22 protein-coding genes are annotated in these 22,037 nt (G+C 64.8%); 15 read left to right on the forward strand and 7 right to left on the reverse strand.

Annotation, left to right across the window (positions count from 1 at the left end):
* The first annotated feature begins 224 nt into the window (after nucleotides 1-224).
* Nucleotides 225-1,100, forward strand: coding sequence for a sulfotransferase domain-containing protein (locus ACAG21_RS04060; RefSeq protein ID WP_370494715.1), 876 nt, complete (start codon nucleotides 225-227; stop codon nucleotides 1,098-1,100).
* Here the strand turns inward: ACAG21_RS04060 and ACAG21_RS04065 are convergent.
* The 4 genes from ACAG21_RS04065 to ACAG21_RS04080 form a co-directional block, all read right to left on the reverse strand.
* A complete protein-coding gene (locus ACAG21_RS04065) occupies nucleotides 1,090-3,171 on the reverse strand; it encodes an MFS transporter (protein WP_370494716.1) in 2,082 nt (693 codons plus the stop codon). The two genes, ACAG21_RS04060 and ACAG21_RS04065, sit on opposite strands and share 11 nt — an antisense overlap.
* Nucleotides 3,172-3,314: 143 nt before the next feature.
* Nucleotides 3,315-3,761 carry a nitroreductase family deazaflavin-dependent oxidoreductase gene (locus ACAG21_RS04070; protein ID WP_370494717.1) on the reverse strand — a complete coding sequence of 149 codons (447 nt, stop codon included), beginning with the start codon at nucleotides 3,759-3,761 and terminating at the stop codon, nucleotides 3,315-3,317.
* A 10-nt stretch (nucleotides 3,762-3,771) separates the two neighbouring features.
* Nucleotides 3,772-4,170: a hypothetical protein gene (locus tag ACAG21_RS04075; RefSeq protein WP_370494718.1), complete on the reverse strand. Its 399-nt coding sequence runs from the start codon at nucleotides 4,168-4,170 to the stop codon at nucleotides 3,772-3,774.
* An 8-nt stretch (nucleotides 4,171-4,178) separates the two neighbouring features.
* Nucleotides 4,179-5,342 (reverse strand): steroid 3-ketoacyl-CoA thiolase, encoded by a 1,164-nt coding sequence (locus ACAG21_RS04080; RefSeq protein ID WP_370494719.1) that lies wholly within the window; start codon nucleotides 5,340-5,342, stop codon nucleotides 4,179-4,181.
* A 121-nt stretch (nucleotides 5,343-5,463) separates the two neighbouring features.
* Between ACAG21_RS04080 and ACAG21_RS04085 the strand changes: the two genes are divergently transcribed.
* The 7 genes from ACAG21_RS04085 to ACAG21_RS04115 all read left to right on the forward strand — a co-directional run bounded on the left by ACAG21_RS04085 (nucleotide 5,464) and on the right by ACAG21_RS04115 (nucleotide 12,367).
* Entirely contained in the window at nucleotides 5,464-6,714 is a 1,251-nt protein-coding gene (locus tag ACAG21_RS04085) for a cytochrome P450 (RefSeq protein ID WP_370494720.1), read from the forward strand.
* A complete protein-coding gene (locus ACAG21_RS04090) occupies nucleotides 6,714-7,727 on the forward strand; it encodes an acyl-CoA dehydrogenase family protein (protein WP_370494721.1) in 1,014 nt (337 codons plus the stop codon). Before ACAG21_RS04085 ends, ACAG21_RS04090 begins: the two co-directional genes overlap by 1 nt.
* Entirely contained in the window at nucleotides 7,718-8,881 is a 1,164-nt protein-coding gene (fadE29, locus tag ACAG21_RS04095; protein WP_370494722.1) for an acyl-CoA dehydrogenase FadE29, read from the forward strand. Before ACAG21_RS04090 ends, fadE29 begins: the two co-directional genes overlap by 10 nt.
* Nucleotides 8,878-9,834 carry a bifunctional MaoC family dehydratase N-terminal/OB-fold nucleic acid binding domain-containing protein gene (locus ACAG21_RS04100; RefSeq protein WP_370494723.1) on the forward strand — a complete coding sequence of 319 codons (957 nt, stop codon included), beginning with the start codon at nucleotides 8,878-8,880 and terminating at the stop codon, nucleotides 9,832-9,834. Before fadE29 ends, ACAG21_RS04100 begins: the two co-directional genes overlap by 4 nt.
* Complete coding sequence (locus ACAG21_RS04105; protein WP_370494724.1) at nucleotides 9,831-10,232, forward strand: MaoC family dehydratase; 402 nt, start codon at nucleotides 9,831-9,833, stop codon at nucleotides 10,230-10,232. The genes ACAG21_RS04100 and ACAG21_RS04105 overlap by 4 nt, the downstream gene beginning before the upstream one ends.
* Nucleotides 10,232-11,401: a lipid-transfer protein gene (locus ACAG21_RS04110; RefSeq protein ID WP_370494725.1), complete on the forward strand. Its 1,170-nt coding sequence runs from the start codon at nucleotides 10,232-10,234 to the stop codon at nucleotides 11,399-11,401. Before ACAG21_RS04105 ends, ACAG21_RS04110 begins: the two co-directional genes overlap by 1 nt.
* A 120-nt stretch (nucleotides 11,402-11,521) precedes the next feature.
* Nucleotides 11,522-12,367 carry a hypothetical protein gene (locus ACAG21_RS04115; RefSeq protein ID WP_370494726.1) on the forward strand — a complete coding sequence of 282 codons (846 nt, stop codon included), beginning with the start codon at nucleotides 11,522-11,524 and terminating at the stop codon, nucleotides 12,365-12,367.
* Between the two features lie 61 nt (nucleotides 12,368-12,428).
* On the opposite strand, the gene ACAG21_RS04120 is transcribed toward ACAG21_RS04115, so the two are convergent.
* Both ACAG21_RS04120 and kstD read right to left on the reverse strand, forming a co-directional pair.
* Nucleotides 12,429-13,289 (reverse strand): MaoC/PaaZ C-terminal domain-containing protein, encoded by an 861-nt coding sequence (locus ACAG21_RS04120; protein ID WP_370494727.1) that lies wholly within the window; start codon nucleotides 13,287-13,289, stop codon nucleotides 12,429-12,431.
* Nucleotide 13,290: 1 nt separating this feature from the next.
* Nucleotides 13,291-14,973, reverse strand: coding sequence for a 3-oxosteroid 1-dehydrogenase (gene kstD / locus ACAG21_RS04125; protein ID WP_370494728.1), 1,683 nt, complete (start codon nucleotides 14,971-14,973; stop codon nucleotides 13,291-13,293).
* A gap of 72 nt (nucleotides 14,974-15,045) precedes the next feature.
* On the opposite strand from kstD, the gene ACAG21_RS04130 reads away from it, so the two are divergent.
* The 7 genes from ACAG21_RS04130 (at nucleotide 15,046) to ACAG21_RS04160 (ending at nucleotide 21,439) form a co-directional block, all read left to right on the forward strand.
* A complete protein-coding gene (locus tag ACAG21_RS04130) occupies nucleotides 15,046-15,831 on the forward strand; it encodes a 2-keto-4-pentenoate hydratase (RefSeq protein ID WP_370494729.1) in 786 nt (261 codons plus the stop codon).
* Nucleotides 15,832-15,891: 60 nt separating this feature from the next.
* Nucleotides 15,892-16,806: an acetaldehyde dehydrogenase (acetylating) gene (locus ACAG21_RS04135; protein ID WP_370494730.1), complete on the forward strand. Its 915-nt coding sequence runs from the start codon at nucleotides 15,892-15,894 to the stop codon at nucleotides 16,804-16,806.
* A gap of 51 nt (nucleotides 16,807-16,857) precedes the next feature.
* The gene (gene dmpG, locus ACAG21_RS04140; protein ID WP_370494731.1) at nucleotides 16,858-17,910 is read left to right on the forward strand and encodes a 4-hydroxy-2-oxovalerate aldolase; all 1,053 of its coding nucleotides are present in this window, start codon (nucleotides 16,858-16,860) and stop codon (nucleotides 17,908-17,910) included.
* Between the two features lie 67 nt (nucleotides 17,911-17,977).
* A complete protein-coding gene (locus ACAG21_RS04145) occupies nucleotides 17,978-18,280 on the forward strand; it encodes a hypothetical protein (protein ID WP_370494732.1) in 303 nt (100 codons plus the stop codon).
* Nucleotides 18,281-18,381: 101 nt separating this feature from the next.
* Nucleotides 18,382-19,509: a hypothetical protein gene (locus ACAG21_RS04150; RefSeq protein WP_370494733.1), complete on the forward strand. Its 1,128-nt coding sequence runs from the start codon at nucleotides 18,382-18,384 to the stop codon at nucleotides 19,507-19,509.
* Between the two features lie 2 nt (nucleotides 19,510-19,511).
* On the forward strand, nucleotides 19,512-20,294 hold the full coding sequence (locus tag ACAG21_RS04155; protein WP_370495030.1) for an SDR family oxidoreductase: 783 nt from the start codon (nucleotides 19,512-19,514) through the stop codon (nucleotides 20,292-20,294).
* The gene (locus ACAG21_RS04160; protein WP_370494734.1) at nucleotides 20,294-21,439 is read left to right on the forward strand and encodes a sulfotransferase; all 1,146 of its coding nucleotides are present in this window, start codon (nucleotides 20,294-20,296) and stop codon (nucleotides 21,437-21,439) included. Before ACAG21_RS04155 ends, ACAG21_RS04160 begins: the two co-directional genes overlap by 1 nt.
* Nucleotides 21,440-21,588: 149 nt before the next feature.
* Here the strand turns inward: ACAG21_RS04160 and ACAG21_RS04165 are convergent, their stop codons facing one another.
* The gene (locus ACAG21_RS04165; protein WP_370495031.1) at nucleotides 21,589-22,035 is read right to left on the reverse strand and encodes a hypothetical protein; all 447 of its coding nucleotides are present in this window, start codon (nucleotides 22,033-22,035) and stop codon (nucleotides 21,589-21,591) included.
* Between the last annotated feature and the right edge of the window lie 2 nt (nucleotides 22,036-22,037).

A 22,037-nucleotide genomic window follows, 5' to 3' on the forward strand; every position in this document is an offset into this window, starting at 1 on the left:
GGTTGCGGACAACGAGGCGACTTCAACCAGCCGACGCTATTTCTGGCGGATGCGAACACCGATGTCGTATTGTCAGTGTGCCTAACACGTATACGACACCATCGGAAAAATTGGCACGACGGGCGTATCTCGTGCGGCGTGCCCGATCGAAAAGCGGTGCTGTGATGACGAAACCGTTGATCGCCCCAACTAGAGTTGTGCGGGACTACTTACATAATTCCTTGGTGTGGAATGACTTTCTTGCCCAGGGCGGCCTGGTCGACGGCGACGTCGTCATCGTCACTCCGGTCAAGGCCGGCACGACGTGGACCCAGCGGATAATCCAGCAGATATTGCATAACGGGGACGAGACCGAAGGCAGTCTTTCAGACACCTCGCCTTGGCTCGAATCCAGCTGGGGCGATCACGACGGGATGCTCGACGTGCTCAAGCGACAGCGGGAGGCGGGCGGCAGGCGAGTCATCAAGTCGCACCTGCCCGCGGATGCGCTGCCGCTGGCCCAGGAGGCCCGGTACGTGTTTGTCGGCAGAAACGGCAAGGACGCCGCGATCAGCTTTCACAACATGATCTATCACTATTCCGAATCGACAATGGCGAAAATCAACCGGATCTACGCCCAGTGGTCGGGTAGTTCTACGCCTTTGGTCATTCCTGGGGATATGCAAGCCTTCTTCGACCTCTGGCTCGACACCGGCGGCTATGGCTGTTCGGACCTGTTCGACATCGTGCGGTCATGGTGGAAGCTGCGCGGCGAGCCGAACGTGTTGCACCTGCACTACCGCGAACTCACCGATGACCTCACCGGTCAGATCGCCCGTATCGCGGCGTTTTTGGGCATCGATCCCGCATCGCTGCGCACCGACGTCATCGCCGAGCATTGCTCGTTCGACTACATGAGCGGCCGGGCGGAAAAGATGGCGCCGTTTAACGGGACGCACATGTCCAGCGCCAAAGCCTTCTTCGCCAAGGGGCCCAAACGGGATTACCGCGACGAGCTGACGGCGGCGCAAGTCGCGCGCTTCGACCAGGTGGCATTGCACGAGCTGGGTGCACCGTGCGCGGGCTGGCTGGAAACGGGCGAACTGTCCGTCACCGGCTGACCGTTGCGGTAGCGCTGCCGGACACCGCCAGCCCGTCGACGTCGTCATCCCAATCTCGTTGCACCAGAACGCCATCGGCGATGCGTCGCAGGGCGGCTTCGAACTCCTCGTCATTAGGCAGCTCGACGGAACCGGACGACGCTGCCAGATGCTCGACGAGCCGCCGCCGGATGAGGCCGGCCAGGGAGTCGACCTGCCGCAGTCCGTCCGCGGTCAGAACGAGCCGATCTCCATCGCGTGATGCGTAACCCGTCTGGACGAGACGGTCGAAGAGGGGTTCGAGAACTTGATGAGGTAGGTGCAGATGGGTGGCGATGTCGGCGAGCCGGGCCGCGTCGAACCACCGCTCGTACTGGTAAATCCGCAACACTGCCCACAGCCCGGCGACGTCGAGCGGACAACCCGGCTGCTCGGCGAGATCGCCCAGTGGCAGCTCGGGCGCCTCGTCCAGCAGGCGTCCGACCGCGATCTCCAAAACATCCTGGGGCGTTTTGATTCTCGGCACGGCGAAGCCGTCTCCCAGGCAGCTGGGGCTGTCGTGGATCGCGTTCAGTGGCGCCTCGCGCAGGAACAGCGCGAGGACGAATCCCACCAGCGCGATGAAGGCCGCGCACAGAAACATTTGTCCCAGCGACCCGGCATATGCCCGGACCACCGACGCCGCGACGTCCTGGGGAAGCCGATGCAGAGCGGCCGGCGAATGCACGGCATCGGCGGGCAGGCCGCGGGCCGTCAGGGTTGATCCCATTCGCCGGTCCAGGAAGTTGGCGAACAGCGCCCCGAATATCGCCGCGCCGAAAGCTCCACCGACCAAACGGAAGAACGTCACACCCGAGGTGGCCAGGCCCAGGTCCTCGAACCGCGAAGTGCTCTGCACGATCAGGATCAGCACCTGCATGGAGAAGCCGATCCCGGCACCCAGGATGACGAGGTAACAGAACTGCACCAGCCAAGGCGTCGACTCGTCCATCCGCGCCATCAGCAAGAAGCCGACAGCCATCAGTGCCGTTCCGGCGAGCGGAAAGATCTTGTACCGGCCGGTCCGCCCGACCAGGGTGCCCGCGGCCAGCGAGGTGGTCAGCAGCCCGACCACCATGGGCAGCGTCCGCAGACCCGAGATGGTCGGTGAGGCGCCGTCGACGTAGCGCAGGTACATCGGCACGAAGGTGAGTGCGCCCAGCATCGCGAATCCGACCAACAACGACAGCAGGGAACACACCGAGAACACCGGGCTTCGAAACAGTCGCGGCGGCAGGATGCCCGCGGGGGCTCGGCTTTCCACTCGAACGAACACGAGCAGTGCCAGCGCAGCGCCGGCGAACAGCGCGATGATCGGAGCCGAGTCCCAACGGTAGGTGGTTCCACCCCAACTCGTGGCCATGATCAAAGCCGTAGTGGCCAAGGCGATTATCACGATGCCGACGTAATCGATGGCCGGTTTGGGGCGCCGGGGCAGCACCGGGATGGTCGCGGCGGCAACCGCGAGAACCGCGACGGAGCTCGGCACGTTGATCCAGAACGCCCAGCGCCAGTTCAGGTAGTCGGTGAAGAACCCGCCGAGCAACGGGCCGGCGACGGTGGCGACGCCGAACACCGCCCCGAGGATGCCCTGATAGCTGCCGCGGTCCCGGATCGGGAACACCTCACCGACCAGTGCCGCGGCGGTCACCGACGTCGCCCCCGCGCCGATACCCTGCACCACGCGCGAAAGTGCCAACATGGTCATCGTTCCGGAACACGCGCACAGCACCGAGCCGATCAGAAAGACCACGACGGCACTTTCCAGCACCCGCTTGCGGCCCAACAGGTCACCGAGCTTGCCGGCTGCCGGTACGACCACGATGCCCCCGAGCAGGTAGGCGGCGACGGCCCACGATTGCTGACCGGAACCGCCCAGGTCGTCAACGATCGTCGGCAGTGCGGGCACCACCATCGCCTGGTTCATTGCCGCGATCAACACCCCGAGCGACAGCGCCGCGAAAAGGACGCCGCGTCGCGTCGCGCTGATCGTCGGCGTGCAGGGGAATGGGGGTAGGGAATCGGAAGTCGTGGGTGCGGCCGGTCTCGTCATCACTGCGCTCCCGTCGACGTTGGAGCCCCGCATGGGTTCGCCACGTTCGTTCTAGCAGTTGGACGCGGTCGTGTCCTGTTGTTGCGGGCCATCACGCGACGGGATGCGCGCGGCCGGCGCTCCCGGTGTCCGGGGGCCCAGGCTTACGGGTCGCAGATGACGATCGGGATCACCCGCTCGGTCCACGACCGGTAGTCGCCGAACGACGGGTACATGGCGTCCAACTTCGGCCAATACTCCTCACGCTCCGCCTCGGTGGCGTCGCGTGCCGTCAACTGCAGCACTTCGTCCTTGATCTGTACCGAGACTTTGGGATTGGCCTTGAGGTTGAGATACCACATGGGGTGCTTGTCGCTACCGCCCTTTGAGGCGACCAGGATCACGCGGTTGCCCTCGCGCAGGTAGAGCAGCGGGCTCACCCGGGGCTCACCGGTCTTGCGACCTGTCGTCGTCAGCAGAGCGACTGGCGCCTTCTGGAACACGCCGCCGAGTTTTCCGTTGCTGAGCTTGTAGATCCACGCGTTGCCCTTCGACATCCACTTGATGAAGAAGCCGACGGCGGGTGAGTTGAGAGATTTGGGCTTTTCCATGTCGTCGTCCCTAGCGCTGTATGAAGGGGTGGAACCGGACCCTGATGTGGTGGATTTCTGCTTGCCCGCTTGGACTTTCGGCGGGGATGACGAACGTCTCGTCAACCCGTGCGCCGACGCGCCGTCCACCGAACGCCGCCTTGGTCAGCACCTTGTATTCGGCACGCACCTCGTCGCCGTTGAGGGAATAGTCCGGCGGCGTGGTCGCGGCGAGCAACCGGTACTGCGGTCCGCGACTGAGGCTGCGGCGCAGGTGGTTCCCGGAGAAGCCGTTCTTGAATCCCTGCTCGATGCGGGTGCACCCCGGCGCGAACGGAACCGCATCGCCGGCGTGACTGACCAGGGCGTCGATATATGCCTGCGCCGCGGCGATGCGGTTCTTCTCTGAAACCGGCTTCGTGACAAGCACTTCTGGTGCTAGATGCGCTCGATGATGGTGCCGGTGGACAGCGCGCCGCCCGCGCACATCGTGATCAGCGCGGTGGTCTGATCGGTGCGCTCCAGTTCGTGCAGCGCGGTGGTGATCAGCCGGCTGCCGGTGCTGCCCACGGGGTGGCCCAACGCGATCGCGCCGCCGTTGACGTTCACCTTGTCCATGTCGGGGTTGTGCACCCGCGCCCAGGACAGCACGACCGAGGCGAAGGCCTCGTTGATCTCGGTGATGTCGATGTCACCCATCTTCATCCCGGCCTTCTCCAGCACCTTGGCGGTCGACTGCACCGGGCCGTCGAGGTGGTAGTACGGCTCGGCGCCGACCAGCGCCTGGCTGATGATGCGGGCCCGCGGCTTCAGGCCCAGTGCCTTGGCCTTGTCCTCGTCCATCCACAGCACCGCGGCCGCGCCGTCGGAGATCTGCGACGACGTACCCGCCGTGTGGATCCCGCCCTCGATCACCGGTTTCAGCGAGGCCAGGCCCTCCAGCGTGGTCTCACGCAGGCCCTGGTCCTTGGTCACGACGTGACGGTCGCTGGTCGGCTGCTTGTTCTCGTCGAGCACCGGCGCCTCGATGCCGCTGATCTCGCGGTCGAACCGGCCTTCGGCCCATGCCTGCTGGGCCTTGCGCTGCGAGTCGAAGCCGAATTGGTCGATCTCCTCGCGGCTGATGCCGCGACGCTTGGCGATGCGCTCGGCGGCGGTGAACTGATCGGGCAGATCGATGTCCCACGACGCCGGCCGAAGGATCCCGCGATCGGGTCCGGCGTTGGCGCCCAGGCCGACTCGGCTCATCGCCTCGATGCCGCAGGCGATGCCGATGTCGATGGCACCCACCGCGATCAGGCCCGCGATCAGGCCGTTGGCCTGCTGGCCGCTGCCGCACTGGCAGTCCACGGTCGCAGCGCCGACGTGCTCCGGGAGCCCGGCAACCAGCCAGCTCACTCGGGTGATGTTGTTGGACTGCTCGCCGAACTGCGTGACGCAGCCGCCGATGATCTGCTCGACGTCGCCGGGGTCGATACCGGCCTTCTCCACAAGAGCCTTCTGCGTGGCGCCCAGTAACTCGGTGGCGTGCAGGCCGGACAGCCACCCGTTCCGCTTACCGATGGGGCTACGTGTGGCTTCGACGATGACAGGGTTACCCATTCCGTCAGGCTAGAACACGTTTCATTACTCTGACAAGCGAGGATGCCCGGGCGGCTTTTATCAGCGCAGGAGCCGTGTTTTACTGGCACTAGAACACGTTGCAATTGAGGAGCGCATACACATGGCACCCCCCAACATTCCCGCAGACTTCGACTTTCTGGACCCCGACGTCAACCTGGCCGGGCTGCCGGTTGCGGAGCTCGCCGAGCTACGCAAGGCCGAGCCCATCCACTGGGTGGACATCCCGGGCGGTTCGGGCGGCTTCGAGGACAACGGATACTGGATTGTCACCAAGCACGCCGACGTCAAGGAGATCTCGCGCCGCAATGACGTCTTTTCCAGCTGGCAGAACGGCGCGATCCCGACGTGGCCGCCGGAGATGAAACGTGAGCAGGTGGAGCTGCAGCGCAGCGTCATGCTGAACATGGACGCGCCGCACCATACCCGGCTGCGCAAAATCATCTCCCGCGGGTTCACCCCGCGAGCCATCGGGCGGCTGGAAGCCGAGCTCGCCCAGCGTGCAGAGAACATCGCCAAGACGGCCGCTGCGGAGGGTAGCGGCGACTTCGTCGAACAGGTCTCGTGTGAGCTGCCGCTGCAGGCGATCGCCGGCCTGCTCGGCGTTCCGCAGGAGGACCGCGACAAGCTGTTCCGCTGGTCCAACGAGATGACCGGCGGCACGGACCCCGAGTACGCGACGGTCGACCCGGCGCAGTCCTCGATGGAGCTGATCACCTATGCGATGGCGATGGCGGCCGAGCGCAACGAGAACCCCACCGACGACATCGTCACGACGCTGGTCCAGGCCGACATCGATGGCGAGAAGCTCTCCGACGACGAGTTCGGCTTCTTCGTGGTGATGCTGGCGGTCGCGGGGAACGAGACCACTCGTAACTCGATCACCCACGGCATGATCGCGATGGCGAACAACCCGGATCAGTGGGAGCTGTTCAAGAAGGAGCGCCCGTCGACCACCGCCGACGAGATCATCCGGTGGGCCACCCCGGTGTCGGCCTTCCAACGCACCGCCAACGAGGACGTCGAGCTGGGCGGTGTACTGATCAAGAAGGGGCAGCGAGCGGTGATGTCCTACCGGTCGGCCAACTTCGACGAAGATGTGTTCGACGACCCGCACTCGTTCAACATCCTGCGCGACCCGAATCCGCACGTCGGCTTCGGTGGTACCGGCGCGCATTACTGCATCGGCGCGAACCTGGCCCGGATGACCATCAACCTGATCTTTAACGCGGTCGCCGACCACATGCCGGACCTGAAGCCGCTTTCGGAACCCGAACGGCTACGGTCGGGTTGGCTCAACGGCATCAAGCACTGGCAGGTCGACTACACCGGAAAGAGCGCGGTTGCCAACTGATGGACTTCGATCTCACTGCAACGCAGCAGGCTGTCGCCGACGTGGCTACGTCGGTCCTTCAGAAAGATTTGGGCTGGGACGCTTTGGTGCGCGGTGGTGTGACGGCGCTGCCGGTGCCGGAGCGCCTGGGCGGTGACGGGGTGGGGTTGGCCGAGGTCGCCACGGTGCTGACCGAGGTCGGCCGGCACGGTGCAATCACGCCGGCATTGGCCACGCTGGGCTTTGGCGTGGTGCCGCTGGTGGATCTGGCCTCCGACGAACAGCAGGAACGGTTCCTGGCCGGTGTCGGCAACGGCGCAGTGCTGACCGCGGCGTTCAACGAGCCCGGCTCGGCGCTGCCCGACCGGCCCGCGACCACGTTCGCCGACGGGCGGTTGTCGGGCACCAAAGTCGCTGTGGCATATGCCGAACAAGCGGATTGGATCATCGTGACCGCCGACAGTGCGGTGGTCGTGGTGTCGCCGAAGGCCGACGGGGTGCAGCTGGTTCGTACCCCGACGTCAAATGGTTCCGACGAGTACACGGTGACGTTCGCGGCGGTCGCGATTCCCGACACCGACGTGCTCGACGGCGCCACCGCGCGCCGGATCAACGAGCTGGCGCTCGCGGCGATCGGCGCCTTCACCGACGGCCTGGTGGCCGGTGCACTGCGGCTGACCGCCGACTACGTGGCCGGGCGCAAGCAGTTCGGTAAGCCGCTGTCGACCTTCCAGACCGTGGCCGCGCAATTGGCCCAGGTCTACATCGCCTCGCGCACCATCGGTTTGGCCGCGAAGTCGGTGGTGTGGCGGCTGTCCGAAGGCCGTGATGCCGACGACGATCTCGATGTGCTCGGGTACTGGATCGCGTCGCAGGCCCCGCCGGTTATGCAGACCTGTCATCACTTGCACGGCGGCATGGGTATGGACATCACTTATCCGATGCACCGGTACTACTCCACGATCAAAGACCTGTCCCGGCTGCTGGGCGGGCCATCTCATCGCCTCGACCTGGTGGGAGCGCAATGTTCATAGACCTGACTCCCGAACAGCGTGCGCTGCAAGCGGAGCTCCGCGAATACTTCTCGAATCTGATTACGCCCGAAGAGGCGAAGGCGATGGAGTCCGACCGGCACAACGAGGCCTATCGCGCTGTGATCCGGCGGATGGGCCAGGACGGCAAGCTTGGGGTCGGTTGGCCAAAAGAGTTCGGCGGCTTGGGCTTCGGCCCCATCGAGCAGTCGATCTTCGTCAACGAGGCACATCGCGCCGACGTGCCGCTGCCCGCGGTGACGCTGCAGACGGTCGGCCCGACCCTGCAGCAGTACGGCAGCGAGTTGCAGAAGAAGAAGTTCCTGCCCGCGATTCTCGCCGGTGAGGTGCACTTCGCGATCGGCTACAGCGAGCCCGAGGCGGGAACCGACCTGGCATCGCTGCGGACGTCGGCCGTGCGCCAGGGCGACGAGTACATCGTCAACGGCCAGAAGATGTGGACGACCGGAGGCCATGACGCCGACTACATCTGGCTGGCCTGCCGCACCGACCCGGAAGCCGTTAAGCACAAGGGTATTTCGATCCTGATCGTCGATACCAAGGATCCCGGCTTTTCCTGGACACCGGTCATTTTGTCCGACGGCGCCCACCACACCAATGCGACGTACTACAACGATGTACGGGTGCCGGCCGACATGCTCGTCGGCGAGGAGAACGGTGGCTGGCGGCTGATCACCACACAGCTCAACAACGAGCGTGTGATGCTGGGTCCGGCCGGACGCACCGCCGGCATATACGACCGGCTGCATGCCTGGGCGTCCAAGCCGGGCGGCAACGGGGTCACACCGATCGACCACGACGACGTCAAACGCGGGCTCGGCGAGATCTACTCGATGTGGCGGATCAACGAGCTACTCAACTGGCAGGTCGCCGCGGCCGGCGAGGACATCAACGTCGCGGATGCCGCGTCGACGAAAGTCTTTGGTACCGAGAGCATTCAGCGTATCGGTCGACTGGCCGAAGAGATCGTCGGCAAATACGGTAACCCGGCCGAGCCGGACACCGCCGAGTTGCTCGAATGGCTCGACTCGCAGACCAAGCGCAATCTGGTGATTACCTTCGGTGGAGGCGTGAACGAGGTGATGCGCGAGATGATCGCGGCGGCCGGCCTCAAAGTGCCGAGGGTGCCTCGATGACCGATATCAAGGAAGCGGTCGCGGAGATCACCGCCACCGTTGTCGCCGCGCCGCGCGTCGCGCGGGATCCGGTGAACCAGCCGATCATCAACAACTGGGTCGAGGCCCTCGGTGACGCCAACCCAATCTATGTCGACGAGGCCGCCGCCAAGGCTGCGGGTCATCCGGGAATCGTTGCTCCGCCGGCCATGATTCAGGTGTGGACGATGTTCGGTCAGGGCGGGGAGCGCCCGACCGACGACCCCATGGGCCCGATCATGCAGCTCTTCGATGACGCCGGCTACATCGGCGTGGTCGCGACCAACTGTGAGCAGACCTACCACCGGTACCTACGTCCCGGTGAGCAGGTCACGATCCATTCCGAGATGCGCGACGTCGTCGGGCCGAAGCAGACCGGGCTCGGTGAGGGCTGGTTCATCAACCAGCACATCACCTGGCGGGTGGGTGACGAGGATGTCGCCGAGATGGCCTGGCGCATACTCAAATTCAAACCTCGCGAGGAGGCGGCTGCCGATGCCGCCTCCGTTCCCGCGGACCTGGACGCCGACGCCATGATGCGTCCGGCGATGTCGCGCGACACCGCCTTCTTCTGGGAGGGCGTCAAAGCTCACGAGTTACGCATCCAGCGGCGGCCCGACGGCAGCCTGCAGCACCCGCCGGTGCCGGCCGTCTGGCAGGACAAAGCCGATCCCATCGACTTCGTGGTGGCCAGCGGTCGTGGCACGTTGTACAGCTACGTGGTGCACCACGCGCCGAAGGTGCCGGGTCGCACGCTGCCCTTCGTGATCGCGCTGGTCGAACTGGAAGAGGGCGTTCGTATGCTCGGCGAGTTGCGCGGGGTCGACCACGCCGCGATCAAGATCGGAATGCCGGTTCGCGCAACCTATATCGACTTCCCGGCCGGTGAGTCCGGCCCGGAGTGGAGCCTGTACGCCTGGGAGCCGGACGCATGAGCGCACCTGCTGTGGAAGTGGGCACCATCCTGCCCGAACTCAAGCTCGAAGGCACCCCCACTTTCATCATCTCAACGGCACTGGCCACCAGGGACTTTCAGGATGTGCACCATGACCGCGACTTGGCGCAGGCCAAGGGTTCCAAGGACATCTTCGTCAACATCCTGACCGATACGGGGCTGGTGCAGCGCTACGTCACCGACTGGGCGGGACCGACGGCGCTGATCAAATCGATCGGGCTGCGGCTTGGAGTGCCGTGGTATGCCTACGACACCGTTACCTTTTCCGGTGAGGTGACCGCCGTCGAGGACGGCCTGATCACATTGAAGGTGTTCGGCCGCAACAGCCTTGGCGATCACGTCATCGCGAACGTCACGCTCACGATCGGGGGTGCCTGATGTTGTCGGGTAAGGCCGCGATCGTCGGCATCGGTGCCACCGACTTCTCCAAGGACTCCGGCCGCAGTGAGCTGAGGCTGGCGGCCGAGGCGGTTCTGGATGCGTTGGACGACGCGGGTCTACGCCCGTCCGACGTCGACGGGTTGACCACCTTCACGATGGACACCAACAACGAGACCGCGGTGGCGCGCGCGACCGGCATCGGTGATCTGAAATTCTTCGCCCAGACCGGTTATGGCGGGGGCGCGGCGTGCGGGACCATTCTGCATGCGGCGATGGCCGTGGCGACCGGTGTGGCCGACGTCGTGGTGGCCTACCGCGCGTTCAACGAACGCTCGGGCATGCGATTCGGCCAGGTGCAGACCAGGCTCGTGGGAAATGCTGGTGTACAGGCTGATTCGACCGCTGCCGACAACTCGTTCTCGTATCCGCATGGGTTGTCGACGCCGGCTGCGCAGGTTGCGATGATCGCCCAGCGGTACATGCACTGGTCCGGGGCGACCAGCCGCGACTTCGGTGCCATCTCGGTGGCCGACCGCAAGCACGCTGCCAAGAATCCCAAGGCGTACTTTTACGAGAAGCCGATAACCATTGAGGATCACCAGAATTCGCGGTGGATCGCCGAGCCGCTGCGGCTGCTGGACTGCTGCCAGGAAACCGACGGAGCCGTCGCAATTGTGGTGACGTCGCCGGAGCGGGCGAAGGACCTCAAGCAGCGACCCGCGATCATCGAGGCCGCGGCCCAGGGGTCCAGCCCCGACCAGTACACGATGGTCAGCTACTACCGGCCCGAAATTGGTCTCCCCGAGATGGGGCTGGTCGGTCAGCAGATGTGGCAGCAATCCGGTCTCAAGCCGACCGACATCCAGACCGCGATCCTCTATGACCACTTCACGCCCTTCACGCTGATTCAGTTGGAGGAGTTGGGTTTCTGCGGTCGCGGCGAGGCCAAGGACTTCATCGCCAACGGGGCGGTCGAGATGGGCGGGCGATTGCCCATCAACACCCACGGTGGCCAACTCGGCGAGGCCTACATCCACGGCATGAACGGCATCGCGGAGGGTGTGCGTCAGCTGCGGGGCACTTCGGTGAACCCGGTACCCGACGTCGAGCACGTACTCGTCACCGCCGGAACTGGTGTACCCACCTCCGGCCTGATCCTCGGCTAGCTCGCTGCTCCTGCTTACGCCGAGCGTGCTTCTAGCCGCACACTCGACGTCCAATGTGCGGCTAGCCGCACACTCGGCGACTGAAGTGACGCGCGCCGCGCGACGTGCGACGCTGCCGTCGTGCGTGAGCCATTCATCGGCAGTGAGGCGATCGCCGCAGGCGCATTGACCAAGACGCAGCTCGGAACGCGGCACCGTCGAATGTTCCCTGATGTATACGTAGAGCGCGATGTCCAGGTATCCATCGAGCTGCGTTCCAAAGCGGCGTGGCTATGGAGCGGACGACGAGGGACAGTCGCGGGGTTCGCCGCGGCTGCCCTACACGGCAGCAAGTGGGTTGACGATGCACAATTTGTGGACTTGATTCACGACAATCGCCGGATCCCGTCGGGATTACGGACCCACCGCGACCGGATTGAGCAGGACGAGATCGAAATTGTTGCGGGCTTGCCCGTCACGTCGCCGGTCAGGACAGCATTAGACTTGGGATGCTGGTATCCAGTGATGACAGCGGTTGCAGGAATCGACGCGCTCGCCAGGGTTGCGGAGATCAAGAACGCCGATGTTGAACTGTTGGCCCGTAAATACGTAGGGCGCAGGGGTGTTGCTCAAGCACGCCGAGCGGTGGATCTGTTTGATGCGGGCGCACAGTCACCGAAAGAGTCGTGGCTTCGCATCGTGCTGATCGAGGCCGGCTTGCCGCGGCCGCAAACGCAGATTCCGGTGTTAGACGAATGTGGCAGTGCCTTCGCGTATTTGGACATGGGTTGGGACGACGTGAAGGTCGCCGTCGAGTACGACGGCGATCACCATCGCAGCGATCGCAGGCAATATAACTGGGATGTCCGTCGCTTAGAAACGCTCGAGCGGCTCGGCTGGATCGTTATCCGAGTGGTCGCGGCTGACCGGCCTGCCGAAATTATTAGCCGTGTGCGTGCCGCATTCAGCCGTCGAGTGTGCTTCTAGCCGCACGCTCGACGTCCAATGTGCGGCTGGCCGCACACTCGACACCCAGAGCAAACGAGCCTTACGCCGGGATGAGCTCGACGCCGGACAGCACTACGGCGTTGTCGCGGGCCGGCGCGACCACGCTGGCCACGAAACGGCCGTCGTCTTTCCAGATGCCGACTTTGAGCGTCTCGCCGGGGAACGCGACACCGGCAAAGCGCGCACCGTATGCCGCCACCGCTGCGGCGTCGCCATCCAGCAGCGCGTCGGTGATGACCTTGCAAGTCATACCGTAGGTGCACAGGCCGTGCAGGATCGGCTGGGGAAAGCCTGCGGCAGCAGCGAATTCGGGGTCAGAATGCAGCGGATTGCGGTCGCCGCACAGCCGGTACAGCAGCGCCTGCTGCGGCAGGATCGGCAGGTCCACCTCGAGGTCCGGAGCCCGATCGGGCGCACCGTCCGACGAGGACGGCCCGCGATCGCCACCGAATCCGCCTTCACCGCGGGCGAAGATCGACCGCCGCTGCGTCCACAGCACGGTGCCGTCGGGAGCGGTCGCCGTCGTCTCGCTCCAGATCACCGCGGCCTTGCCCTTGTCCCAGATATCGGTGAACCGGGTGACGGCCGTGGCCGAGCCCGACGGCGGCAACGGCCCGGGCACCTCGATGCGCTCGCTGGCGTGCAGCACCTTGCTCAGCTCGATGTCGATGCCGGGGAACTGCACCGTCGGCGGCTTGGTCATGTGGAACGACGCCGCGACATTGCCGAACGTCGGCAGGACCTGGGGGGTCTCGTCGACCAGGTAGCGCAGCTCGCGCGGATCCATGGGGTCGGCGCCCGCGCCCAACCCCAGGTGGTACAGCTGGATATCGCTACTGGACCAAGAGAATTCGAGCGGCTCCAGCTCGGCGGCCAGCGCGACGTCTACATCGATCGGCATGTCAGTTCTCTCCTGCGATGTGCAGCGCGGCGAGGTATCCGAAAGTCATCGCCGGCCCGATGGTGCCGCCCGGGCCCGGATAGGTGTGCCCCATCACCGGTGCACTGACGTTGCCCGCCGCGTACAGGCCGTCGATGATGCTGTCGTCGTCGCGCAGCGCGCGGCCGTGGACATCGGTTCGGATGCCGCCCTTGGTGCCCAGATCGCCGGGCACCATCTTGGCGGCGTAGTACGGCGCGTGGGTCAGCTCGCCGAGGTTCGGGTTGGGCTTGTTGGTGGGGTCGCCGTAGTACTTGTCATAGGCGCTCTCACCACGGTGGAAATCCTCGTCGACCCCCGAGCGGGCAAAGCCGTTGAACCGCGCCACGGTCGCGGTGAACTCGGCGACGGGTAACCCCGCCTTGTCGGCCAGCTCTTCGAGGGTGTCGGCCTTGATGATGACGCCGGATTCCATCCATTTGGTCGGAATGCGTTGTCCGGGCTGCAGTCCCGCGAAGATGTAGCGGTCCCGGTACTGCTGGTCGAACACCAGCCACGCGGGAATGTTCTCGCCCGGCCCGGGGCCCTGGCCGAATTCTCCGCCGTACATGTGGTGGCAAGCTTCGACGTAGGGCATCGACTCGTTCATGAACCGCTTGCCCGACATGTTGACGATGATCGACCCCGGCGAGTTGCGCTCCGACAACGCGAACCAGGGCGCGCCCACCAGCGGAACCGTTGGGCCCCACCAGGCGTCCTCCATGATATCCAGTGCGGCGCCGAGCTTTTCGCCCGCGATGATGCCGTCACCGGTATTGGCCTTGGCGCCGACCGTCCACTCGGTGGTGATGGGTGCGCGCTGGTACTTCACCCGCATCTGCTCGTTGTGCTCGAAGCCACCGCTGGCCAGGATCACGCCGCGCCGTGCCCGGATCAGCCGCGGCTCAACCGACTCGGGGTCACCCGTGGCGCGCACATACACACCACGCACCACGCCGTCCTCGACGTACAGATCGGTCAAAGCGGTGTTCAGCTGCACCGGCACACCCGCCTGCTGCAAGCCGATCCGCAACGGACCGATCAGGGCCCGGCCCATACCGACCAGGTTCTTACCGGTCGCCTTAGCCCACATGGTGCGAGCGCCGACCTTCAGGCTGCGCAGCACTCCGCGCGGGTGCCGCTTGAGCATGTTCAGTCGCACGTAATCCTGTTGCATTACAACCACATTGAGCGGCACCTTGCCGTACGCCGGCTCCAGTCCATCCTCGTCGGGCCCGAGCTTGCGCGCGTCGAAAGGTTTGGGCTCGATCGAGCGCCCCTCCGCCCGGCCGCCGGGCGCCTCGGGGTAATAGTCCGAGTACTTCGGTACCCAGCACATCTTCAGCGGCGTGTTCTTGAGCACGAATGACAGCATCTCGGGGCCGCGCTGCAGGTAGGTGTCGATGCGTTCCGGCTCGACCACGTTGCCGACGATGCCGTGCAGGTAGGTGCGGGCCGCCTCGGCGGTGTCCTTCACGCCGTCACGCTTGAGGACCTCGTTGTTCGGGATCCAGACGCCGCCGCCCGAGCGCGCGGTGGAGCCGCCGAAGTGCGGCGCCTTTTCGATGACTAATGTCGAAAGGCCTCGGTGCGCGGCGGTGAGGGCAGCCACCATGCCGGCTCCGCCGCTGCCGACCACGACGACGTCGTACTCCTGCGCTGTCATGTAGAACACGTTATAGAATTGCCCGGGCTGGCCGCTACCGGCCCGGTCAAACGGACGAGGGGACTTCGGTAAATGCTCAGTGTTGCGATCCGCGACGAGCTGGCAGCCGACCTGGCGCAGGCCGAGCGTAGTCGTGAACCGATTGCTCCGTTAACGTCCGCGCATCCCGACATCGACGTTGTTGACGCCTACGAGATTCAGTTGATCAATATCCGCCAGCGGGTTGCTGAGGGTGCGCGGGTGCTGGGCCACAAAGTCGGCCTGTCGAGCAAGGCGATGCAGCAGATGATGGGTGTCGACGAGCCGGACTACGGCCACCTGCTCGACGAGATGCAGGTGTTCGAGGACGTCGCGGTCAAGGCGGACAAATACTTGTACCCGCGGGTGGAGGTGGAGGTCGGTTTCATCCTGGCTGCCGACCTGCCGGGTGCCGGGTGCACCGAATCCGATGTGCTGGCGGCCACCGAAGCCCTGGTGCCCTCGATCGAGTTGATCGACACCCGGATCACCGACTGGAAGATCGCGTTGTGCGACACCATCGCCGACAACGCCTCGTCGGCCGGTTACGTGTTGGGCAAGGCCCGGGTGTCGCCCGCTGACATTGACGTCACGGCGATCGATGCGGTGTTGACCCGCAACGGTGAGGTGATCGCCGAGGGTCGCAGCGATGCCGTGCTGGGCAATCCGGTGACGGCGGTGGCATGGCTGGCCCGCAAGGTGGAAAGCTTTGGGGTACGGCTGCGTAAAGGTGACGTAGTGCTTCCGGGTTCCTGCACCAAGGCGATCGATGCCCGCCCCGGTGACGACTTCGTCGCGGAATTCACCGGTCTCGGCTCGGTCCATTTGTCGTTCGAATAGGCTCGGATTAGTTTTGAATCAGTTGATTTAACGCTTGAAAGAGCAGGGAAAGGCAGCATCATGCCGTCGAAGGCGAGTGTGGCGATTGTCGGGTCGGGAAATATCAGCACCGATTTGCTCTACAAGCTGCTGCGATCGGACTGGCTGGAACCGCGCTGGATGGTGGGCATCGACCCGCAAAGCGAGGGTTTGGCGCGGGCCCGCAAGCTGGGTTTGGAGACCACCCATGAGGGGGTGGACTGGCTGCTGGCTCAGTCGGAGAAACCCGACATGGTGTTCGAGGCGACCAGCGCCTACGTGCACCGCGACGCGGCGCCGAAGTACCAGGCCGCCGGGATCCGGGCCATTGATTTGACGCCGGCGGCGGTGGGTCCGGCGGTGATTCCGCCGGCGAACCTGCGCCAGCACCTGGATGCGCCCAACGTCAACATGATCACCTGCGGCGGGCAGGCCACCATCCCGATCGTCTACGCGGTCTCGCGAGTGGTGACGGTGCCCTATGCCGAGATCGTCGCGTCGGTGTCGTCGGTGTCCGCCGGGCCGGGCACCCGGGCGAACATCGACGAGTTCACCAAGACCACCAGCAAGGGCGTGCAGACCATCGGTGGCGCCGCCCGTGGTAAGGCGATCATCATCTTGAACCCGGCCGATCCGCCGATGATCATGCGCGACACCATTTTCTGCGCCATTCCGGAGGACGCCGACCGCGACGCGATCGCCCAATCCATCAAGGATGTGGTCGCCGAGGTGCAGACCTATGTTCCCGGTTACCGGCTGCTCAACGAGCCGCAGTTCGACGAGCCGTCGGTGGTCAACGGCGGCAACCATGTGGTCACGACCTTCGTCGAGGTCGAGGGCGCCGGGGACTACCTGCCGCCCTATGCCGGCAATCTCGACATCATGACCGCGGCGGCCACCAAGGTCGGCGAGGAGATCGCCAAGGAGACGCTAGCCGTCACAGGAGTACAGGCATGAGTACCCGCGCCGTCGACGATGCAGCGCGCAGCGATGAGGAGGAGTGGCGCCATGAGTGAAGTCTTCTTCAACCCGGTGTGGGACGTGCGGATGACGGACACGTCGCTGCGCGACGGCTCCCATCACAAGCGTCACCAATTCAGCACCGACGAGGTCCAGGCGATCGTGTCGGCACTGGACGCGGCCGGGGTTCCGGTGATCGAGGTGACCCACGGCGACGGACTGGGCGGCTCGAGCTTCAACTACGGCTTCTCCAAAACCCCCGAGCAGGAGCTGATCAAGCTGGCCGCCGAAACGGCCAAGGACGCCAAGATCGCGTTCTTGATGCTGCCGGGGGTGGGCACCAAAGAGGACATCAAGGAGGCGCAGAACAACGGTGGTTCGATCTGCCGGATCGCCACCCACTGCACCGAGGCCGACGTGTCGATCCAGCACTTCGGGCTGGCCCGCGAGCTGGGTCTGGAAACCGTCGGGTTTCTGATGATGGCCCACACCATTGCGCCGGAGAAACTGGCCGCCCAGGCCCGCATCATGGCCGATGCCGGCTGCCAATGCGTCTACGTCGTGGACTCCGCCGGCGCCCTGGTACTCGACGGGGTGGCCGACCGGGTGTCCGCGCTGGTCGCCGAGCTTGGCGAGGACGCCCAGGTCGGTTTCCACGGGCACGAGAATCTCGGGCTCGGGGTGGCCAACTCGGTCGAGGCCGTGCGCGCGGGTGCCAAGCAGATCGACGGCAGCGTGCGCCGTTTCGGCGCGGGCGCGGGCAACGCGCCCGTCGAGGCCCTGATCGGCGTCTTCGACAAGATCGGCATCAAGACCGGCATCGACTTCTTCGACATCGCCGACGCCGCCGAGGACGTGGTGCGCCCGGCCATGCCGGCCGAGTGCCTGCTCGACCGCAACGCGCTGATCATGGGCTACTCCGGGGTCTACTCGAGCTTCCTCAAACACGCCGTCCGCCAAGGCGAACGCTACGGCGTCCCCGCCCACGAACTGCTGCACCGCGCCGGACAGCGCAAACTCATCGGCGGCCAAGAAGACCAACTGATCGACATCGCCCTAGAAATCAAACGCGAACGGGAAACCCCCGCGGTCACGCCCTGACAACACTGCTACCGCAACAAAGCTCGGGCACAGCCGGGGCACAGCTGGGGTCGGTAGCGTGGCGCGCATGAGGACGACATCCAACACAAGCGGCATGGGTCGCCGCGGACTGTACGGCCTGATCGCCGGGGGGCTACTCACTGCAACGGCTGCCACGCTGATCGCGCTGCCGGTCGCAGGCGCGGATCCCTGTAATCAGACGGTGGGCCAATCCATCGACGCGTACCTGTCGCGGCATCCCGACGTGAAGGCGACGCTGTCCGCCAAGTCTCAGGCCGAGGGCGGCGGCCCCAACGTCATCGACTACCTGAATCGGCATCCGGATGTCCGCCAGCGCCTGATCAACCTGTCACAGCAGTGCACCTCGTAGCGGGCGGACCGGCCTAGTCTGTCAAGTCGGCAAACCCCGGCGGCGACACGCGAGAATGTTCGCCATTGACGAAAAAGTAGAACACGTTCTAGCGTCTAGGCGTGTTCTCTGACTCTCTCAACGATGCGATCGCCGAAGCCGAGAAGCTGGTAGCCGCCGCACCCTTCATCGAGACCGAAGCCGACCTGCTCGAAGGCATGCAATACCTGGCTGGTTGCATATCGGCCTGTATTCATCTGGCAGTCGACTATGACCGCGACCATCCGTTCCTGCAGTCGGGCACCGGGCCATTCACCAAGATGGGTCTGGACAATCCTGACACCTTGTACTTCGGCACCCGGGTGCACGCCAACCACGACTACGTGGTCACCGGCGTCCGCGGTACCACCACCGACCTGAGCTTCCAGCTGCTCGGCGGTGAGTACACCGACGACAACGTGCCCGCCAGCCAGGCAGCGTTCGATGACCGTGAACTGGAGATCGCCGCTGACGGCACCTTCGAGTGGCGGGTGCGACCAACCAGCAATGGGCAGTTGGTGATGCGTGAGGTCTACGGCGACTGGTCAGCTCAGCGCGGCACGTTGGCCATCTCCCGGCTGGACACCGCCGGCACCGCCCCGCCGCCGCTGACTCGCGAGCTCATCGAAAAGCGTTACGCCACAGCCGGAAAGCAGCTGGTGCAGCGGGTGAAGACCTGGCTGCAGTTCCCGCAGTGGTTCTACGACAATCTCCCGGTCAACACCATGGTGGCGCCGCGGCTGACCCCGGGCGGACTGGCCACCCAGTATTCGTCGGTGGGGCACTGGGACCTGCGGCCCGACCAGGCGCTGATCATCACCATTCCGGTTAGCGATGCGCCCTACCTCGGCTTCCAGCTCGGTAGCCTGTGGTACATCTCGCTGGACTACATCAACCACCAGACGTCGCTGAACAACACTCAGGCACAGGCGGATCCGGACGGCAAGGTCCGCATCGTGGTTGCCGACGGGAATCCGGGTGTGACCAACTGGGTCGAGACGCTGGGGCACCGGCGCGGGTATCTGCAATTCCGCTGGCAGCGGGTGTCACGGGAGCTGACCGAAGCCGACGGGCCGACGGTGGAACTGGTCGACCTGGACGCGGTGGCGAGCAAGCTGCCGTATTTCGACCACAACAAGATTTCCGATGATGACTGGCGTGCACGAATTGCGCTGCGCCAGCAGCAGATTCAAGCAAGGATGCTGGGGTGACGATGTCAGGGATGCTCAAGAAAAAAGTAGTCGTCATCAGTGGCGTCGGACCGGGCCTCGGTACTACGTTGGCGCATCGATGTGCGCGTGACGGGGCCGATCTGGTGCTTGCGGCACGCACCGCCGAGCGGCTCGAAGAGGTCGCCCAGCAACTCAAGGACGCCGGCCACCAGGCGCTGGCGGTGTCGACCGACATCACCGACGACGATCAGGTGAACAACCTGGTCGAACAGACGATGGCGACCTACGGCAAGGTCGACGTGCTGATCAACAATGCGTTTCGGGTGCCTTCAATGAAGCCGTTGGCGGGCACCACATTTCAGCACATTCGTGACGCGATCGAGCTCAGCGCACTCGGGGCGTTGCGGTTGATCCAGGCTTACACCCCGGCGCTGGAAGCCTCCAAGGGTTCGGTCGTCAACGTCAACTCGATGGTGCTGCGGCACTCGCAGGCCAAGTACGGCGCGTACAAGATGGCCAAGTCCGCCCTGCTGTCCATGTCGCAGTCGTTGGCGACCGAGCTCGGCGACAAGGGTATTCGCGTCAATTCCGTTGCACCCGGTTACATCTGGGGCGATACGTTGCAGGCCTACTTCAACCACCAAGCCGGCAAGTATGGCACCACGGCCGAGGAGATCTACCAGGCCACTGCGGCGAACTCCGACTTGAAGCGACTGCCTACCGAGGACGAGGTCGCCTCGGCAATTCTGTTCATGGCAAGCGATCTGTCCAGCGGCATCACCGGGCAGACATTGGATGTCAACTGCGGGGAGTACCACACCTAATGGCAGAGCGTACCGACGTCGGCACAGTGGAGGACATGCACGCGTCGGCAACCAAGCTGGTCGGGCTCGACGACTTCGGCGTTGACGACGACAACTACCGCGAGGCGCTGGGGGTGCTGCTGGATTCTTACCGGCGTGACGCCAATCTAACGGCGTTGGGCAGCAAGATGAATCGGTTCTTCTTGCGCGGTGCGCTGGTGGCCAGGCTGTTCTCCGAAGCCTCCTGGAAGCAGTACCCGCAGCACGCCGACGTCGCCATCGAGCGGCCGATCTTCGTCACCGGCCTGCCGCGCACCGGCACCACGATTTTGCACCGCCTGCTGGGAGCGGATCCCGTGCATCAGGGACTGCATCTGTGGTTGGCGGAATTCCCGCAACCGCGCCCGCCGCGCGACGAGTGGGACTCGAACCCGTGGTACAGCTCGCTGAACGCGCAGTTCGAAAAGGCTCACGCGGAGAACCCGGAGTACACGGGCCTGCACTTCATGGCCGCCTATGAGCTGGAGGAGTGCTGGCAGCTGCTGCGGCAGTCGCTGCATTCGGTGTCCTATGAGACGCTTTCGCACCTACCTACCTATTCGCAGTGGCTCTCGCAACAGGACTGGACGCCGTCATACCAGCGGCACCGCCGCAACCTTCAGTTGATTGGGCTGAACGACGTCGAAAAGCGTTGGGTGCTTAAGAATCCCAGTCATCTGTTCGCGCTGGACGCGTTGATGACGACCTATCCGGACGCCCTGGTGATCCAGACTCACCGGCCGGTCGAGACGATCATGGGTTCGATGTGCTCGTTGGCGCAGCACACCGCCGAGGGATGGTCGACGACCTTCTCGGGCGCCCAGATCGGTGCTGACGCAATGGAAACCTGGTCGCGCGGTCTGCAGTTGTTCAACACCGCACGCGCCAAATACGATCCCGCCCAGTTCTGCGACGTCGACTACCGCGACTTGATCGCCGATCCGCTCGGGACGGTCGCCACGGTGTACCGCCACTTCGGCCTGAACCTGACCGACGAGGCGCGAAAGGCCATGGAGGACAGCCACGCCGAGAGTCAGACCGGTGCGCGGGCCCCGAAACACAAGTACTCGCTGGCCGATTACGGGCTCACCGCTGAAGAGGTCAAGGAACGCTTCGCCGGGCTGTGATCTCGCTGAGCCCAGGCGGCACACGATTTGCCCGCCTCTGAGCGACAGCGCCGACGGCCTCGGCGAGTTGTCGCTCGTAGGCGGGCACAACGCCAATTCCTCCGGAGAGGTCGGTGTGGCCAAACCCCGCGCGGCCGTCAACCCCTGAGTCAGTCTTCTTCTGGACGCTCCAGGTAGCCTTCGGCCACCGCGTGTTCGATGCTGTCGGACAGGCGAGGGCAGGATCGGGTTCGTGCCGGATCACCGCCGGATTCCCGCACTTCGGTGAAGTAGGCACAACGCTGAGACGCGTCGGTATTCCATTGCACCGCAGTATGTCCCGGTCCCATCCTGCGCACGGTCACCGTGACATGGCAGAAGCGGCAATCGACCGGCTGCAGACCTGACGTCAGGTAGCGCTGCCGATCAGCCAGGCTGGCCTCGCGGACCGCAGCGGCCCGCTTCGGGTCGTTAGCGAAATCCCTTGACTTCGACCATGATCCAGACCCGCCGTTGTGAGCGGGTTTGTCCTCGTGGTCGTGGCCGCCGCCATGCAGCAGCAACATCGACCGGGCGAGTCGATCGACGTCGGGAACCACCGGCTGGTCGTCACCCATGT

Origin of the sequence: Mycobacterium sp. pR1184, from assembly GCF_041287235.1 — a bacterium.
GTDB lineage: Bacteria > Actinomycetota > Actinomycetes > Mycobacteriales > Mycobacteriaceae > Mycobacterium.

Coding starts and splice junctions, on each gene's coding strand:
- ACAG21_RS04065 (WP_370494716.1), bottom strand. CDS start 3,171: ATGACGAGACCGGCCGCACCCACGACTTCCGATTCCCTACCCCCATTC.
- ACAG21_RS04070 (WP_370494717.1), bottom strand. CDS start 3,761: ATGGAAAAGCCCAAATCTCTCAACTCACCCGCCGTCGGCTTCTTCATC.
- ACAG21_RS04080 (WP_370494719.1), bottom strand. CDS start 5,342: ATGGGTAACCCTGTCATCGTCGAAGCCACACGTAGCCCCATCGGTAAG.
- ACAG21_RS04085 (WP_370494720.1), top strand. CDS start 5,464: ATGGCACCCCCCAACATTCCCGCAGACTTCGACTTTCTGGACCCCGAC.
- ACAG21_RS04090 (WP_370494721.1), top strand. CDS start 6,714: ATGGACTTCGATCTCACTGCAACGCAGCAGGCTGTCGCCGACGTGGCT.
- fadE29 (WP_370494722.1), top strand. CDS start 7,718: ATGTTCATAGACCTGACTCCCGAACAGCGTGCGCTGCAAGCGGAGCTC.
- ACAG21_RS04100 (WP_370494723.1), top strand. CDS start 8,878: ATGACCGATATCAAGGAAGCGGTCGCGGAGATCACCGCCACCGTTGTC.
- ACAG21_RS04105 (WP_370494724.1), top strand. CDS start 9,831: ATGAGCGCACCTGCTGTGGAAGTGGGCACCATCCTGCCCGAACTCAAG.
- ACAG21_RS04110 (WP_370494725.1), top strand. CDS start 10,232: ATGTTGTCGGGTAAGGCCGCGATCGTCGGCATCGGTGCCACCGACTTC.
- ACAG21_RS04120 (WP_370494727.1), bottom strand. CDS start 13,289: ATGCCGATCGATGTAGACGTCGCGCTGGCCGCCGAGCTGGAGCCGCTC.
- kstD (WP_370494728.1), bottom strand. CDS start 14,973: ATGACAGCGCAGGAGTACGACGTCGTCGTGGTCGGCAGCGGCGGAGCC.
- ACAG21_RS04130 (WP_370494729.1), top strand. CDS start 15,046: ATGCTCAGTGTTGCGATCCGCGACGAGCTGGCAGCCGACCTGGCGCAG.
- ACAG21_RS04135 (WP_370494730.1), top strand. CDS start 15,892: ATGCCGTCGAAGGCGAGTGTGGCGATTGTCGGGTCGGGAAATATCAGC.
- dmpG (WP_370494731.1), top strand. CDS start 16,858: ATGAGTGAAGTCTTCTTCAACCCGGTGTGGGACGTGCGGATGACGGAC.
- ACAG21_RS04145 (WP_370494732.1), top strand. CDS start 17,978: ATGAGGACGACATCCAACACAAGCGGCATGGGTCGCCGCGGACTGTAC.
- ACAG21_RS04155 (WP_370495030.1), top strand. CDS start 19,512: ATGTCAGGGATGCTCAAGAAAAAAGTAGTCGTCATCAGTGGCGTCGGA.
- ACAG21_RS04160 (WP_370494734.1), top strand. CDS start 20,294: ATGGCAGAGCGTACCGACGTCGGCACAGTGGAGGACATGCACGCGTCG.
- ACAG21_RS04165 (WP_370495031.1), bottom strand. CDS start 22,035: ATGGGTGACGACCAGCCGGTGGTTCCCGACGTCGATCGACTCGCCCGG.